Below are 15,517 nucleotides of genomic sequence, written 5' to 3'. Positions count from 1 at the left end.
TTTCCATTGTGTTGTTTTATTTTTTTACAAATTTAGTCTTTCTTATTTAGTTTTCTTGATTCATTAGATAGATGAAAATTATAGATTCATAATTTTATACACTAATTCAATCAATAATTGGCTTGGTGTCACATTTCCAGTAGTTCCAACACCTTTTCCTTTCAAATCATATTCACGAATAAATGAGATAATTCTCGTAGCTTTTTTCAGCGGATAATTACTCGCAGCCGTCATCATTCCTTGTACAAAGTAGGGGTTTATTCCTAAGACTTTTGCCAAATTTTGCTTCGATTTATCTGGGGTAACATGAATTTGAATGATGTTTGTAAACAGATTAAAAATTGTTGTGATTGAAACGACGTACGGGTTATCCTTTGGATTTTTCTCGAAATATTTAATGATTTTGAATGCTTTTTCGATGTTCTTCGTTTCGATTGCATTTCGAAGTTCGAACACATTATAATCTTTACTAATCCCAATATGTTCCTCAATATGATTTGGTGTGATAGTTTTATCTGCACCAACAATTGTAAAGAGTTTTTCTAATTCATTGTTCAAACGAGATAAATCTGCACCCACATATTCCGTCAATAGAAATTTTGCTTTTGGTTCAATTTTAAATTGATTATCTCCAACTTTTTGTTCTATCCAAGCAGGTAACTCGCTTTCATAAATTTTTTTGAATTCGTGGTAATACCCTTTTTCATTCAGAACTTTGTAGATTTTCTTTCGTTTATCAAGTGAATTTCCTTTGTAATTGATAATTAAAACCGTCGAATCTTGTACTTGATTCGCATACATTTCCAACTGATCTATCGAACGGCTAAGATGTTGTGCCTCTTTTACAATCACTACAGATTTTTCTGCACCCATCGGATATTGACGCGCCATTCCAATCAATTGTCCAACTTCTACATCTTGTCCGTAAACTATTGTTTGGTTAAAACCTTTTTCTTCTTCTGGTAAAATATTCGCTTCCAACAAATCAGTTACCTGATCGATGAAAAACGGCTCGTCGCCCGCCAAGAAGTAAATCGGTTTATAGTTTTTGTTTTTTATATCTTTGATCAAAGATTCTACAGGACTCATACAATGACTGAATTAGTACAATTAAATTTTTCCGAAAAATACCAAATAAGATTGAAACAAGCCCAAGATAAATTGTATATCTTTTGTTTGATTCGAAAAAAATGGTTGGTCTATACGCCTGAAGAATGGGTTAGGCAACACGTTCTGAATTATTTAATCAACGATTTGGGTTATTCAACTACTGCGATTGCATTGGAAGTTGCAATTGATATTACAGGAATGCGAAAACGTGCAGATATTGTCGTTTATCAGCAAGAAAAACCATTTATTATGGTGGAATGTAAAGCGCCGCATATTGCAATTTCGCAAACAACTTTTGATCAAATTGCACGTTACAATATTGTGTTAGGTTCTCAATTGTTGATGGTTACCAATGGTTTAAATCATTTTTATTGTATGATGGATTTTGTTCAAAAAAGATATAATTTCTTGAAAGAATTGCCGAAGAAGGGGTAACGTGCTAATGTGTTGATTTATTGATGAGAAATTTTTAAAGAAATAGTTGATAATGTTTAATCCTTCGAGAAGAAATAGAAATATAGGTACAGTCAAACAGGGTTTTGGTCAGAATAATAAACTGACGATTTCTACTCCCTATGGTAATTATCAATCTTTTTATGAAAAACTAACAACTTATAAAAAAGAAAGTAGGATTATTAATAATCATGAGTTCGTGTTTGTAGTAGAAGATACTAGACCAAATTCTGTTCACGCATGTTCAATAAATGATATTGTGAAAATAATTTCAAATATACCTGTTGAGGATTATGGAGAATTAAAATTTATAGTTTTGAGACAACCAAAGCGAAAGGAGCAAATTATTTCGAGTGTTTGGGGAAGATTAATTTATTTATATGAATTTGAAAGAAAAGATTTTCCTGCTATTATTTTAGAATTTATTGATAAAGAATCACGATTGATTTTGAATAAGAAACTATCAGTTGATGAACGAAAAGAATTTGAAAGACTTAAAAATGACGGACATATATTTGAAGAAAGTAATAAATATTTTACATCTAAAATAGAACCTGAATTTGCTAGAAGTACACAGTTGTATAGAACATTATTACATGAATTTGGACATTATGTGCATTATTTTGAACAAGTAGAAAAACCAGGTTATGGAGATGAAGAATTTGATGAATGGGAGAAACGAAATGATATTTATACAAATCTTCCGAAAAAGGAAAAAGAAAAATTTGCGAATAATTATGCAGATAGAATAAAATCTGAGCTGATTAAAAAAGGAGTGATACCATTTAAACCATTATAAAAAACGAAAATTAATTGAAAATAATTAAAAAAATATTTCTACTTATAGTACTTGTTTTGAATATAAATTGTTTAAAACAGAAAGAAAGTTCTTCTAAAGAAATTTCTAAATATGATGATGCTTCTTGGCATTACGGAAATGATTTTCCAAATGATTTAGCTCAAGAAAATGCGTCAACTCATATTGGTATGTATATGAAATGGTGTATTGATAATGATTTAATTTCCTCAGAATTAAAAGAAGATTCACAAGCTGGAATTGATTCTGTGAAAAATAACACAATGACAGGAGCGGAGTTTATTAATCGATATTCAGATGGTAAGTTTTTGTCTGCTGATTTAAGTGATATTGGAAGGGAATTTACAAATGATTACTACGAAGTTAATAGTGATTTTTCTAAGAATTATGGATCATATTTGGATGATTACACAAAGATATTTGAGAAGATTATTGACGAAAAATCTGTTTATCATGTTGAAGATTCAGAACAAAATTATTTGTTTATTGAAGCAAAGATTGATAGTAGATTTAAGGAATGGAAAACATTTACTTCTAAATAACAAAAGCCACTCGCAGAGTGGCTTTTACATTACTAAAAATCTTATCTAAAGAATTAATTGTTCTTATAACCAAGTAACAACACCAGAATCTACACAGTAGTTTGCACCTACAATCTTGATTTTCCCTTCTTTTTCTAAGGTGTTAAGCGTTGTACTTTGATTACGAATATCTTCTATTGTTTGTATAACGTTTTGGTGATTTAATCTTTCTAACAAATCTGCATTTTTAGAAGAACGTTCTTCTCCTTCTTTTATAATTTCGTCGATAATTGGATTGAAATGATCAACCAAATGACACAAATTATTCATTTCCGTTGTGTGAATTGCAGCAGCATCTAATCCGCCTTTCAATGCGCCACATTTAGAGTGTCCTAAGACAACAATCAATTTAGAACCAGCTACATTACAACCAAATTCCATCGATCCTAAAATATCTTGATTAGCAAAGTTACCCGCAATTCGCACACTGAAAATATCTCCTAAACCTTGATCGAAAATAAGTTCCGCAGAAGTACGGCTATCAATACAGCTTAATACAACTGCAAACGGCCATTGTCCCTCTCTTGTGTCATTCACTTGTGAAAGTAAATCTCTGTTTGCTTTTAGGTTTTGAACAAATCTTGCGTTTCCTTCCTTTAAAAATTCTAACGCTTTATCTGGAGTTGTTGTTGCTTGAGTTTCTGATGTATGTGCTTTCATTATATTTAATTTTATTGTGTGTGTTTTAATTTTAAAAATGTTTTTTTCAGATTAATGAGCTCCGGCAACTAATACGTAACCAAAGAACTCTCTAAATGATGGGGGATTATCGACTGTTCCACGTTCGGAAATTAGTCGAATATTAATGTTATTATTTTTTGCTTTGACTTTAAATTCATCTAAATATTCAATAATATCATAATCTAAAATTCGTGTTTTACGAACATCTAATTCAAGATTAGAACCTGGTTTCAAACCATCTAATTCTTTTACAATTGCACCGCGGTTTACAAACGTTACCTCTTCAGCAAAATTCATGTGAAAAATGTTACCTTCTTTTACCAACATTACGTGCGAGTTGTTGTACGATTTGATTAACGAAACCACTACACCAACAATAAGACCAATGATGATACCTTTTAATAAATCTGTTGCCAAAATTGCGATAACTGTTACTGCGAACGGAATTAACTGATCTTTTCCTAATTTTTTCATATCCAAGAATTGTTTTGGATTACCTAATTTGTAACCAATTACTAAAAGGACTGAAGCTAAAACGGCGTTTGGAATTAAGTTAAGAAACATTGGAATAGAGATTACACTAACCAATAATAAAACCCCGTGAGTAATTGTAGAAAGTTTAGAAACACCACCACTCATCGCATTTGCAGACGAACGAACGATAACTTGTGTTACAGGTAAACCTCCAATTAATCCTGCCAAAGAGTTTCCGATACCTTGTGCAATTAACTCGCGATTTGTAGGCGTTTGACGTTTTAATGGATCTAATTTATCTGTTGCTTCTACTGATAATAAAGACTCTAAAGATGCTACAATTGCAATCGTAAAGGCAACTTGCCAAACCATAGGATTTGTTAATCCAGACGCAAAATCAGGTAAAGTAAATTGTCCTAAAAAATCTGAAACACTTTCAGGAACAGGAACTTTTACTAATAAATTGTGGTCGATAGAAAATACTTCGTGGTTGGTATCACCAATTGTAACCTGGTACAAAATACCTACTAATACGGCTACTAATGATCCTGGTAATAATTTGAAAAAGTTTGATTTTTTTCCTAAAATATTATCCCAAACAATCAAGATAAATAAAGAGATTGCTGTAATAATAATCGCTCCTGGCGTGATAAAATCTAAACTAAAATTACTAAAACTAAATGTTTCTGTATACCCTAACGCTAACGGAATTTGTTTCAAGAAAATTGAGATACCAATGGCACACAACATTCCTTTAATCACCGAAGACGGAAAGTAATAACCAATAACTCCGGCTTTTAGAACACCGAGTAATATCTGAAAAATTCCGGCGATAACAACGGCTACTAAAAATAGTTCGTAAGCGCCCAAATCTGTAATCGCAGTTAATACAATAACAACTAAACCAGCCGCAGGACCAGAAACACCAATTTGAGATTTAGAAATAAGACCAACAACAATTCCTCCTACAATTCCCGCAATAATTCCGGCAAATAAAGGCGCTCCACTGGCCAACGCAACACCTAAACATAAAGGCAATGCAACGAAAAAGACAACAATACTCGCAGGTATGTCCTTTTTCCAATTTTGAAAAAGATTCATAATAGTTTTAAAAATGAATTATTTAATAATTTGAAATGATAAAAATAAATTTGCTGTTCATTCAATAAGATTTGAATAGAATGATGCAAAAAATCAATTAAAAAATTAAATTAATTCAGGAGGCGGAGTTGTCACACCATTGTCTAATGACGCATATGCATTAGAATGATGAAAATCCGAATGTGTAGCTTGTTTCACATTAAAAAATGTAAACAATTTTATTTCGTGGAAATAATGTATTTTTTCTGTGATTTCGCTCGAAGAATTTTTTTGATTATTTTCTTCTTCTGTAGAAGTTTGCGAAAACAATGCTTTTTGATCATGGTCAGAAGAATCTTTTTTGTCCTTTTGTTCCATTTTTATCTGATAATCTAAATAGCCCGCCAACCCTTGCATGTTCGTACTGAACACCAAAAGTAGCGTGAAAAAAATTCCAATGCTATGTTTTATCAGGTAGTCTTTCATTGTGCCACAAAAATATATTTTAATTTTTAATTACAAAATAGGAGACATTATTTTTAATAAATATTTATCATTTTATTTTATGAGGCTTAACAATGTTTATTGATTTTAAATATTATTTGACCTGAATTTAATATCATAAATCATTTTTGCTCAATATTATTAGCTATAAATTTGCAAAAAATATAGATTTTGAAAAAGTATATAAGTGTTATGTTTTTAGTTGCATTAGTCGCAACTACTTTTGGACAGGGAAAAAATAATAAAGGTAAATTTTATGTTTATTGGGGATGGAATCACGCGCAATACACAAAATCGGATATCCAATTTAAAGGAAATGGGTATGATTTTACATTAGATAATGTGGTAGCACATGATCGTCAAACTTCTTTCGGAATCAAGTATTTCAATCCAAGTTCTATGACAATTCCTCAATATAACTTTCGTTTAGGATATTTCGTTTCAGATAATTGGAACATTTCTTTCGGAATTGACCATATGAAATATGTAATGGATCAGGATCAAGTTGTGAAGATGAATGGAAATATCAATACAGGATCAGAGTTTGATGGAACATATAACAATGTAGACAAAAAATTGACAGAAGATTTCTTAACTTTTGAACATACAGATGGTCTAAACTATGCCAATATAGAAGTTCGTCGTTTTGATAACATTCAACATTTTCCAATTACAAAAAACGGAAAAGGAATCGATGTTAACGTAACAGCTGGTTTGGGAGCAGGGATTTTGTATCCACGATCTAACGTAAAATTGATGGGTAACGAGCGTTATGACGAGTTTCATTTAGCTGGTTTCGCAACGGCTGCAATGGTTGGGATTAACTTTACTTTTTGGGATTATTTCTTTGTACAAGCAGAATTGAAAGGAGGTTATGCAAATTTGAGTGATATTCGTACAACTGCGGACAAATCTGATAAAGCAAAACAAAACATTGTGTTCTCTCAACAAAACTTGGTTTTTGGAGCGATTATACCCGTTTTTACTCATAAAAATAAGTTAAACTTTTAATTAACTTATTTAATTTAAAATATTTAGCCTAATTTTAAATATCGATTAGACGTTTTAAAAAATTATTGGCGGAGACATCATTTATACACTTTTTGTGATATGTGATGTCTTTTTTTGTACCATTTTTTTTCGGTTTGTAGACAAAGAATGTCTATTTTTACAAGAATTTCGAATAAATTAACAATGAACAGATTTACAATATTAGTTGCAAGTATCTTAATGACAACAACTGCAATGGGACAAAAAGTGATGACGCCAGAGTTATTATGGCAAGTAAAAAAAGTTTCTCCAGTAGGCGTAACAAAAGATCAAAAGAATTTAATTTATAAAGTAACTTCTACTAACGTCAAAACGCAAGAAGATACTTCTAAAACTTATATGGTTTCTTTGGCAGGAGGTAAAGCTTCTGAAATTGCTGATTACAAAACTTTATTAGCAGACGAATCTCTTAATAAAGATCAAAAATATAAAGCCGAAACTGAAAAAGTTAAATTACAAAAAGTCTTTGGTTCTGATTATTATCCAGAAATGGACAAATCAAATGTTCAGATTTATAACGAATTAAACTACAGACATTGGGATACGTGGAATGATGGTAATTACGATCATTTATTTGTGTCAGAAAATAAAGAAGGTTCGACTAAAATTGATGTTTTAAAAGACGAACCATATTCAGTTTCAGAATTTGTTTGGACGCCAGATGGAACTAAAGTTTTGTATGTTTCTAAAAAGAAATTTGGGACAGATTACGCGTTAAGCACAAATACAGATATTTATCAGTATGATTTAGCTTCTAAAACAACGAAAAATATTACTGAAGGAAAAATGGGGTACGATAATACACCAAGTTTTTCTTCGCAAGGAGATTTTGCTTTTTTGAGCATGGCTCGTGATGGTTACGAAGCTGATAAAAATGATTTGATTGTTCGTCGTGGTGATATTGAATTGAATATTACAAAACAGTGGGACGGAACAGTACAAGGTTATAAATGGAGCAACGATGGATCAAAAATTTATTTTAATGCACCAGTTGGAGGTACAATTCAGTTATTTGAAGTTGCAGTTAATTTCAAAACAAGAAATATTCCTGTAATTAAACAAATTACAAAAGGAGATTTTGATATTGCAGATATCAAAGAAATTGTTGGTGATAAAGCAATTGTTACAAAAACAGATCTTAATCACGCTGCAGAAATTTATGTTGTTGATTTGAAATCAGGAAAATTAAATCAAATCACAAACGAGAACAAAGACATCTTTGATAACATTGCTTTGAGTGATGTAAAAGCGCGTAAAATAAAAACAACAGACGGAAAAGAAATGCATGCTTGGGTAATTTATCCGCCAAATTTCGATCCTAATAAAAAATATCCAACCTTATTGTATTGTCAAGGTGGACCACAATCTGCATTAACACAATTTTATTCTCCACGTTGGAATTTCCAATTAATGGCTGCGCAAGGTTATATCGTAATTGCACCAAACCGTAGAGGAATGCCAGGTCATGGAGTAGAGTGGAATGAACAAATTTCGAAAGATTGGGGAGGACAAGTAATGCAAGATTATTTGGCTGCAATTGATGATATTTCGAAAGAAAAATATGTAGACAAAGATCGTCGTGGTGCTGTTGGTGCATCTTACGGAGGATATTCTGTTTATTATTTAGCTGGGATTCACGAAGGTCGTTTCAAATCGTTTATCTCTCATAATGGTGTTTTTGACTTGAAATCGATGTATGGTACAACAGAAGAAATTTTCTTTACGAACTGGGATGCTGGTGGCGCTTGGTGGGATACAAATAATAAAGCTGCACAGAAAACGTACGCTAAATTTGATCCAAGTAGTACAGAATTAGTAAATAAATGGAATACGCCAATGTTAATCTATGTAGGTGGTCGCGATTATCGTGTACCAATGGGACAAGGACAGGAAGCATATCAAATTTTACAATTAAAAGGAATCAAATCTCGTTTCATTTATTTCCCAGAAGAAAATCACTGGGTGTTAAAACCTCAAAATTCGGTAATTTGGCACACAGAATTCTTTAAATGGTTAAAAGAAACATTATAAGAATTTAGTTAATTAAGATAACAAAAATTTAAAAGCGTAACCTCTCTAAATGTTGCGCTTTTTTTATTTCTTTGATACTCAATTACAATATTGAATAAACGATTTGAAAATTTTATTAAATTTTGTAGACTAGAATAAAGGTTGTAAATTCAAATCGGAAGTCAAAACCCAATTTATGAGTAAGGATAATAACAAAATATATTTTTCGAATAGCCCATTTACTAACGGACACAAGGTAATAGATTTTGTTTGGAGCGCTCGCTTGGATCAAAATTTTGAGCTTTGGATGGATCTTCATTTAGAGACTGATAATTATGATGAAGAGGAAGAGTATAAAGACGATTTAGATGAAATTGATGATATTTCTGAAGAAAATGCCGAAAAGCAACTTTGGATAAATTATGATCATTGCATTATTTCGAGTACATATTGGCACAATAAAGGAATTAAGATTACGAATTTAGAGCAATTAGATTTTATTGATCTTAATAAAAAAACATATGAAATAGACCCACTTCCAGTTGATCTTGATAAACCAGAAGATTTGGCTTTTGGTATTTCTATGTTAGGTAATGACACGGTTGCGCAACACGAAATCACATTTTTAAATACGGATGATTTTGGTGTTTTTGATATAAAATGGAAAGGAAAAGTAGCGAATACTTATCTTGGCGAAAATGAATTTGATTATGATTTTTATGTTTACATGAAAAATATAAAATTCAACGGAATAAAAATTGATCAATCATTAGAAAGAGAAAAAGTAATTGAATTTTTTCAGTCTAAAATGTCACAATTTGAAGATTTTGAATTGGTTGAAACAGAAGATTTAGAATTAGAAAAATTTATCTTGAAGCTCAAAAAACAAGAAGAATTGTAAAAAAGTATTATGTTGTTATCAGAATTATTAAAAACAAGTACAGCAAATTATCACGATGAGATTGAAGGAAAGTTAGCTTCAAAAAAATTGTTTGACGGAACTTTTACTGATCAAGATTATTATAAAATGTTGCAAGTAAACCATCTTTTTTTAGAAGTTTACGAGAAAGATATTCGTGATTTATTATCAGAAAATGATTTACATAATTTTGTACAAACTAATCTAGATAAATTATCATTAATAGAAAAAGATCTGAATGAGTTAAGTCTATCTAAACTTAATATTTCAAAAAAAGCTAATCTACAAAATAGAGCTGAAGCTATTGGAGCTTTGTATGTGATTGAAGGTTCTATGTTAGGTGGAAATGTTATTGCAAAAACGTTAAAAAAATACCCAGATTTAGCTGATCAAAAGTTTAATTATTTTGGTCATTATGGAGAGAATTTGGGACAGAGTTGGAAAACATTTGTAAGCTATATTAATGAAGAATTTACAAATGAAGAACAGCAAAAACAAGTATTAGAAGGAGCAAAAAAAGCCTACGAAGATTTGATTAGTTTTGCATGATAAGGCGATTTTCTATTAAGTTTATATTAGGAATACTCTTATTACTATATTCTACATTTTCTTATTTTATTAATACAGAATATGATATGATGATCTTTTTTGGTTGTCTTATCATCTACCTTTTTATTTTTATAGATTTTTGGATTCAAATTTTTAAAACTTCCAAAGTTGAGTTTGAAGATAAAAGCAGAAATTGGCTTATAGGTTTTTATGGGCTAATTTTAATTATAGTTGGTTTTAAGCCTACTGGAATAATCAATTTTGATAAACTAGGAAGTAAAACTATTATAACTGGTTTTTATGAAGGTGTTGCAAGTTGTACAGTGTCGCTTGAGCTAAAGGAAAACAAAACGTACCGTTTGACAGATATTTGCTTTGGTAAAAATACAAAAGTAGGTAATTATACAATGAAGAATGATACTATCTATTTTGAAAAAGCGGATAATATGCGTTTTGATTATGGTATTATAAAAGCGAATAGACTTTTATTGTTTTTTAGAGATAAAAATACGAAAGACTCTTTTGAACTAATTATTACAAGGGACGAACAGTAATCGGAAGAAACTTCTTCCGATTTTTTTATTTATAATTTTTTTTTCTGAGAAATGTTGTTGTTTTTTCTTTAACTTAGTTCTCATAACATAATATGAAATAATGAAAAAATTATTAACACTAACGATAATTGTATTAAGTGTCTTTTCTTTTGGACAAACTGGTATAAAATTCGAAGAATCTAGTTTTAAACAAGCTTTAGAAAAAGCCAAAAAAGAAAATAAATTAATCTTTTTAGACGCTTATGCAACTTGGTGTGGTCCTTGTAAATTAATGGTAAAAAATATTTTTCCTTTACAATCTGTTGGAGATTACTACAATGCTAATTTTATTAATGCAAAATTAGATATGGAAAAAGGAGAAGGTTTAGAATTAGCGAAAAAATATGGAGTAAAAGCTTATCCTACATATCTTTTTATTGATGGTAACGGAAACGAAGTTCACCGTACATTGGGTTATGTGAAAGAAGAAGATTTTATACAGTTTGGTAAAGATGCGATTAATCCAGAAGCAAGGTTGAGTTCGTTAGTGAAACGTTTTGAAGATGGAGAAAAAGATCCAGATTTTTTGAAAAACCTTGCGGTTAAAACAATGTATTCTGATCAAGATTTATATGCCAGAATTTTAACGAAATACTTTGATGTTAAAAAAGGAACTGATTTAACGAAAGAAGATGTTAACTTACTTTTACAGAGTATAAATTCTGTTGACAGTAAGATGTATAAAATTTTTCAAGATAAAAAAACTGAAATAGAAAAAACTATTACACCAGCTACTTATACTAAAATAAACAATGGACTTTTAATCTCAAAAGTGTACAGAAATAATTATAATAAAGAGACTAAAACTCTTAATGAGAGTAATTATATAAAAGAAGCTGAAGCATTCTTAACAAAAGAAGAAGCGCAAAAAGAATTATTATCTGTAAAAGCTAGAATTGCATTAGCAAAGAAAGATATTCCGACTTGGCAAAAGTTAATGTTAGATAAATATGCTGATGTATCAAACGTTGATGCGATGGAACTAAATGAAGTTTCGTGGAAATTTTTTGAAAATGTAACGGATAAAACTGCTTTGCAAAAAGCAATTTCATGGGCTCAAGAATCCGTGAAAAAACAAGAAGGTTATTATAATACAGATACTTTAGCAAATTTGTACAACAAAGTTGGTGATAAACAAAATGCTAAAACTTGGGCAACAAAAGCAATTTCTTTAGCTAAGGCAAGTGGAGAAGATTTTGAAGGAACTCAAAAAATACTGGACAGTTTATAAGTTTTAATAATCTAGGAATAAAAAAGCGGCTAAGTATATTAACCGCTTTTTTATTTGTGATCTTGTAATCCAAAAACTTGTTGTAATACACTTGTTGTTCTAAGCGCAGAATTTCCTCGAATTGCTGCTTCTTTTTCAGCAACCATATTAAATACTCCTTTTATAGCTTGTTCGGTCACATAACCATTTAAATCTGTATTAATATTTTTTCCTGTTATAGCATTGTACTTTGAGATAATATTAGTCCAAGTTTTATCTGCACCAACTTTTCCAAGTGAATTAGCAACTTTTGGCTTAAAAGCTGTAGTTAATTGAGCTGTAGTTTTTTGTTCAAGATAATTAGTTGCTGCGTTGTTGCCTCCTAATAAAACATTTGCAGCATCCTGAAAAGTCATTGTTGTAATTGCATTTGTAAAAATTGGAGCAGCTTCTGATACTGCATCTTCTGCGGCAGAATATAATAACTTCAAACCTTGATCTGCTAAACTACCTAAACCAACACTACGCAATGTTTTTTCTACACCTTGTAGTTCTTCTGGTAAAAGAATTCGAGCAAGTGAATTGTTGTAAAAACCATTGGTTTGGCCCAGTTTTAGAACGCCGTCATTTACACCCATTGTTAAGGCTTCTTTCAAACCTGTTGAAATGGTATAATTAGAAACACCATTTATTCCACCAGTTTGTTGTGTTAAGATTCCTGGAAGTTGATTAGAAATCGTTTGCATTTCTGCGCATCCCGAAAATAGGAAAATACCAGAAATAAGTAATGGTAGGTATATTCTTCTCATTTTATTATGTTTTTAATACAATTAAACAAAAGTTGTGCAAAAATTAAAAAATCGGAAAAGTATTTAACCTTTCCGATTTTTGAATATGTATTATTTGATTGTTTTATTTTACACTACCAAATACTTGCTGTAATAAAGTAGTTGTTTGTAAAGCTTTATTTCCACGAATACCAGCTTCTTTTTCGGCAACCATATTAAATACACCATTTATTGCTTGTTGCGTAACGTAAGCATTAAGATTGGTGTCAATTTTATTACCAGTTAACGTATTGTATCTCGAAATTAAATTATTCCAAACTTTATCTGCACCAACTTTACCAAGAGAAGCTTCAATTTTTGGTTGAAAAGCTTTCGTTAAATCTGTATTTGTTTTTAGTTTTAAATAATTTGTAGCCGAATTATTTCCTCCTAACAAAATTCCTTTTGCATCTGTAATTGTCATAGATGTAAGGGCATTAACAAATATTGGAGCAGCTTCTGATACGGCATCTTCTGCCGCAGAATTCAATAACTTAACACCTTTGTCCGCTAAACTTCCCATTCCTAGAGAACGCAATGTTTTCTCTACAGTTTGTAATTCTTCTGGCATCAAAATTTTTGCAATAGAATTATTGTAAAAACCATTTTTCTGACTTAAGGATTTTATTCCATCAGTTAAACCAATTGATAAAGCTTCTTTTAAACCAGAAGAAATAACGCTATTTGATAAATTAGAGTTTAGTACTAATGGTTTATTTGTTGTAGTGGTTTGTGTTGATCCGTTTACAACTTTTACAGTATCCATTTTTGCTGTTGAACTTGTAGTAGATTTTGGTTTATTTGTTGTATTAACTTTATCTACTTCTTTTTTTATTGTTCCAAAAATAGATTCTAAATCTTGCGCTTTTGCTGTAATAGAAAAGGCAGAAATTATGGCAACACTAAAAATAATCTTTTTCATTTTGTTTAATTTTTCAACTAAAATTTTGAGTCATTATTCAATTATAAGACCAAAAATTAAAACTCACTTACAAAATGTAGTTTTACAGAAGGGAATTTCTCTTGCGTCATCTGAATTGTAAAGGCAGAATCTGCTAAAAATACCAATTGATTAAATTTATCTCTTGCTAAATAACGTTGTTTAACACGTTTAAATTCTAAGAACTCTTCTGATTTTTCATCTTCAACTTCTACCCAACATGCTTTGTGAACAGAAAATGGTTCGTAAGTAGCTTTTGCTCCATATTCATGCTCCAAACGATATTGGATAACCTCGTATTGCAGTGCACCAACAGTTCCGATAACTTTACGATTATTCATTTCTAAAGTAAATAACTGCGCAACACCTTCGTCCATTAATTGATCAATTCCTTTTTCCAATTGTTTTGCTTTCATTGGATCAGCATTGTTAATGTAGCGGAAATGCTCTGGTGAAAAGGCAGGAATACCTTTGAAAGAAAATTTTTCTCCTTCTGTTAATGTATCACCAATACGGAAATTTCCTGTGTCGTGTAGACCTACAATATCACCAGCAAAAGATTCGTCAACAACTTCTTTTTTATCAGCAAAGAAAGCATTTGGCGCTGCGAATTTCATGTTTTTACCTTGACGTACGTGGAAGTAATTTTTGTTACGTTCAAATTTACCCGAAACGATTTTGATAAATGCTAAACGGTCGCGGTGTTTAGGATCCATATTCGCGTGAATTTTGAATACAAAACCTGAGAATTTATTTTCGTAAGGTTCAATTTCTCGAACATCAGTTTCTTTAGATTGTGGAGTAGGAGCAATGTCTACGAAAGCGTCTAATAATTCGCGCACACCAAAATTGTTAAGAGCAGAACCAAAAAATACGGGTTGTAAATTTCCGTCCATATATTCTTGCATATCAAATTCTGGATAAACACCATCAATTAAATCAATCTCGTTACGAAGATTTTCTGCGTAATTTGTTCCGATTAATGTATCTAATTCAGGATTTGATAAATCTTCTACTTTCGTTGTTTCAGAAACTTTTTGTTTATTATCTCCAGAAAAAATATTGATGTTTTTTTCCCAAATATTATAAATTCCTTTGAAAGTTGCTCCAATACCAATTGGCCAAGAAAGTGGTGTAACGTGTAAGTCTAACTTTTGTTCAACTTCGTCCATCAAATCAAATGCATCTTTTCCTTCGCGGTCCATTTTGTTAATGAAAACCAACATCGGAATTTTGCGCATACGACAAACTTCTACCAATTTGATTGTTTGTTCCTCAACCCCTTTTGCAACGTCAATTACAACAATTGCAGAGTCTACGGCTGTCAATGTACGGAAAGTATCTTCGGCGAAATCCTTGTGACCAGGCGTATCTAAGATATTGATTTTTTTTCCTTTGTATTCAAACGCTAAAACAGAAGTTGCAACCGAGATACCACGTTGACGTTCAATCTCCATGAAATCGGAAGTTGCACCTTTTTTAATTTTGTTACTTTTTACAGCTCCAGCTTCCTGAATTGCACCTCCAAAAAGTAATAACTTTTCTGTCAATGTTGTTTTACCAGCATCGGGATGGGCGATAATTCCGAAGGTTTTTCGTTTATTTATTTCTTGTACTAAAGACATTTTAATCAAATTTTCAGGATGCAAAGATAGTTTATCTGAAGAAAACACGAAACATTATAATGAAGAGAATATTCTATCCTAAATTGCGTTATTA

At 30.9% G+C, this 15,517-nt stretch carries 17 protein-coding genes (1 of these 17 running past the window's edge); 9 read left to right on the top strand and 8 right to left on the bottom strand.

The window, feature by feature from the left end; all coding sequences use genetic code 11:
* Both trxB and holA read right to left on the bottom strand, forming a co-directional pair.
* A protein-coding gene (trxB, locus tag QHG34_RS05110; RefSeq protein ID WP_282629123.1) for a thioredoxin-disulfide reductase crosses the window boundary here: on the bottom strand, positions 1-7 show its start. 938 nt of this gene lie to the left of the window's left edge; only the first 7 of its 945 coding nucleotides appear in the window; its start codon is at positions 5-7; its stop codon lies off the left edge, out of view.
* 71 nt (positions 8-78) lie between these two features.
* Positions 79-1,089 (bottom strand): DNA polymerase III subunit delta, encoded by a 1,011-nt coding sequence (gene holA, locus QHG34_RS05105; RefSeq protein ID WP_282629122.1) that lies wholly within the window; start codon positions 1,087-1,089, stop codon positions 79-81.
* Positions 1,090-1,092: 3 nt separating this feature from the next.
* Between holA and QHG34_RS05100 the strand changes: the two genes are divergently transcribed.
* Genes QHG34_RS05100 through QHG34_RS05090 form a run of 3 tightly spaced genes read left to right on the top strand, consistent with a single transcriptional unit; the run spans position 1,093 to position 2,922 of the window.
* Positions 1,093-1,545: a type I restriction enzyme HsdR N-terminal domain-containing protein gene (locus tag QHG34_RS05100; protein ID WP_282629121.1), complete on the top strand. Its 453-nt coding sequence runs from the start codon at positions 1,093-1,095 to the stop codon at positions 1,543-1,545.
* Positions 1,546-1,597: 52 nt separating this feature from the next.
* On the top strand, positions 1,598-2,362 hold the full coding sequence (locus tag QHG34_RS05095; RefSeq protein ID WP_282629120.1) for a hypothetical protein: 765 nt from the start codon (positions 1,598-1,600) through the stop codon (positions 2,360-2,362).
* Positions 2,363-2,418: 56 nt separating this feature from the next.
* Positions 2,419-2,922, top strand: coding sequence for a DUF7832 domain-containing protein (locus QHG34_RS05090; RefSeq protein ID WP_282629119.1), 504 nt, complete (start codon positions 2,419-2,421; stop codon positions 2,920-2,922).
* 63 nt (positions 2,923-2,985) lie between these two features.
* Here the strand turns inward: QHG34_RS05090 and QHG34_RS05085 are convergent, their stop codons facing one another.
* The 3 genes from QHG34_RS05085 to QHG34_RS05075 all read right to left on the bottom strand — a co-directional run bounded on the left by QHG34_RS05085 (position 2,986) and on the right by QHG34_RS05075 (position 5,574).
* Complete coding sequence (locus QHG34_RS05085; protein ID WP_282629118.1) at positions 2,986-3,621, bottom strand: carbonic anhydrase; 636 nt, start codon at positions 3,619-3,621, stop codon at positions 2,986-2,988.
* Positions 3,622-3,672: 51 nt separating this feature from the next.
* On the bottom strand, positions 3,673-5,217 hold the full coding sequence (locus QHG34_RS05080; RefSeq protein ID WP_282629116.1) for a SulP family inorganic anion transporter: 1,545 nt from the start codon (positions 5,215-5,217) through the stop codon (positions 3,673-3,675).
* Between the two features lie 105 nt (positions 5,218-5,322).
* Positions 5,323-5,574: a hypothetical protein gene (locus tag QHG34_RS05075; RefSeq protein ID WP_282629115.1), complete on the bottom strand. Its 252-nt coding sequence runs from the start codon at positions 5,572-5,574 to the stop codon at positions 5,323-5,325.
* A gap of 297 nt (positions 5,575-5,871) precedes the next feature.
* Between QHG34_RS05075 and QHG34_RS05070 the strand changes: the two genes are divergently transcribed.
* The 6 genes from QHG34_RS05070 to QHG34_RS05045 all read left to right on the top strand — a co-directional run bounded on the left by QHG34_RS05070 (position 5,872) and on the right by QHG34_RS05045 (position 12,052).
* Entirely contained in the window at positions 5,872-6,711 is an 840-nt protein-coding gene (locus tag QHG34_RS05070; protein ID WP_282629114.1) for a hypothetical protein, read from the top strand.
* A 183-nt stretch (positions 6,712-6,894) separates the two neighbouring features.
* Positions 6,895-8,781: a S9 family peptidase gene (locus tag QHG34_RS05065; protein WP_282629113.1), complete on the top strand. Its 1,887-nt coding sequence runs from the start codon at positions 6,895-6,897 to the stop codon at positions 8,779-8,781.
* Positions 8,782-8,956: 175 nt separating this feature from the next.
* Positions 8,957-9,661 (top strand): hypothetical protein, encoded by a 705-nt coding sequence (locus QHG34_RS05060; protein ID WP_282629111.1) that lies wholly within the window; start codon positions 8,957-8,959, stop codon positions 9,659-9,661.
* 9 nt (positions 9,662-9,670) lie between these two features.
* On the top strand, positions 9,671-10,228 hold the full coding sequence (locus tag QHG34_RS05055) for a biliverdin-producing heme oxygenase (protein ID WP_282629110.1): 558 nt from the start codon (positions 9,671-9,673) through the stop codon (positions 10,226-10,228).
* Positions 10,229-10,314: 86 nt separating this feature from the next.
* Entirely contained in the window at positions 10,315-10,782 is a 468-nt protein-coding gene (locus QHG34_RS05050; protein WP_282629109.1) for a hypothetical protein, read from the top strand.
* Between the two features lie 100 nt (positions 10,783-10,882).
* A complete protein-coding gene (locus tag QHG34_RS05045; RefSeq protein WP_282629108.1) occupies positions 10,883-12,052 on the top strand; it encodes a thioredoxin family protein in 1,170 nt (389 codons plus the stop codon).
* A gap of 50 nt (positions 12,053-12,102) precedes the next feature.
* Here the strand turns inward: QHG34_RS05045 and QHG34_RS05040 are convergent, their stop codons facing one another.
* From QHG34_RS05040 to QHG34_RS05030, 3 genes are all read right to left on the bottom strand, one after another.
* Complete coding sequence (locus tag QHG34_RS05040) at positions 12,103-12,840, bottom strand: DUF4197 domain-containing protein (RefSeq protein ID WP_282629107.1); 738 nt, start codon at positions 12,838-12,840, stop codon at positions 12,103-12,105.
* Positions 12,841-12,943: 103 nt separating this feature from the next.
* Entirely contained in the window at positions 12,944-13,780 is an 837-nt protein-coding gene (locus tag QHG34_RS05035) for a DUF4197 domain-containing protein (RefSeq protein WP_282629106.1), read from the bottom strand.
* A gap of 56 nt (positions 13,781-13,836) precedes the next feature.
* Positions 13,837-15,423: a peptide chain release factor 3 gene (locus QHG34_RS05030; RefSeq protein ID WP_282629105.1), complete on the bottom strand. Its 1,587-nt coding sequence runs from the start codon at positions 15,421-15,423 to the stop codon at positions 13,837-13,839.
* Positions 15,424-15,517: the final 94 nt, after the last annotated feature.

This window comes from Empedobacter sedimenti (assembly GCF_030005555.1).
In the GTDB taxonomy this organism is placed as follows: Bacteria; Bacteroidota; Bacteroidia; order Flavobacteriales; family Weeksellaceae; genus Empedobacter; species Empedobacter sedimenti.
Note: the sequence above shows the minus strand (reverse complement) of the source record. Positions and strands in the feature narration are given on the sequence as shown.

What these genes read in the sequence shown, in the direction of transcription:
- QHG34_RS05035 (WP_282629106.1), bottom strand. Translation starts at nt 13,780, where the DNA reads ATGAAAAAGATTATTTTTAGTGTTGCCATAATTTCTGCCTTTTCTATT.
- QHG34_RS05065 (WP_282629113.1), top strand. Translation starts at nt 6,895, where the DNA reads ATGAACAGATTTACAATATTAGTTGCAAGTATCTTAATGACAACAACT.
- QHG34_RS05045 (WP_282629108.1), top strand. Translation starts at nt 10,883, where the DNA reads ATGAAAAAATTATTAACACTAACGATAATTGTATTAAGTGTCTTTTCT.
- QHG34_RS05085 (WP_282629118.1), bottom strand. Translation starts at nt 3,621, where the DNA reads ATGAAAGCACATACATCAGAAACTCAAGCAACAACAACTCCAGATAAA.
- QHG34_RS05075 (WP_282629115.1), bottom strand. Translation starts at nt 5,574, where the DNA reads ATGGAACAAAAGGACAAAAAAGATTCTTCTGACCATGATCAAAAAGCA.
- QHG34_RS05050 (WP_282629109.1), top strand. Translation starts at nt 10,315, where the DNA reads ATGATGATCTTTTTTGGTTGTCTTATCATCTACCTTTTTATTTTTATA.
- QHG34_RS05040 (WP_282629107.1), bottom strand. Translation starts at nt 12,840, where the DNA reads ATGAGAAGAATATACCTACCATTACTTATTTCTGGTATTTTCCTATTT.
- QHG34_RS05100 (WP_282629121.1), top strand. Translation starts at nt 1,093, where the DNA reads ATGACTGAATTAGTACAATTAAATTTTTCCGAAAAATACCAAATAAGA.
- QHG34_RS05055 (WP_282629110.1), top strand. Translation starts at nt 9,671, where the DNA reads ATGTTGTTATCAGAATTATTAAAAACAAGTACAGCAAATTATCACGAT.
- QHG34_RS05080 (WP_282629116.1), bottom strand. Translation starts at nt 5,217, where the DNA reads ATGAATCTTTTTCAAAATTGGAAAAAGGACATACCTGCGAGTATTGTT.
- QHG34_RS05060 (WP_282629111.1), top strand. Translation starts at nt 8,957, where the DNA reads ATGAGTAAGGATAATAACAAAATATATTTTTCGAATAGCCCATTTACT.
- QHG34_RS05095 (WP_282629120.1), top strand. Translation starts at nt 1,598, where the DNA reads ATGTTTAATCCTTCGAGAAGAAATAGAAATATAGGTACAGTCAAACAG.
- QHG34_RS05030 (WP_282629105.1), bottom strand. Translation starts at nt 15,423, where the DNA reads ATGTCTTTAGTACAAGAAATAAATAAACGAAAAACCTTCGGAATTATC.
- holA (WP_282629122.1), bottom strand. Translation starts at nt 1,089, where the DNA reads ATGAGTCCTGTAGAATCTTTGATCAAAGATATAAAAAACAAAAACTAT.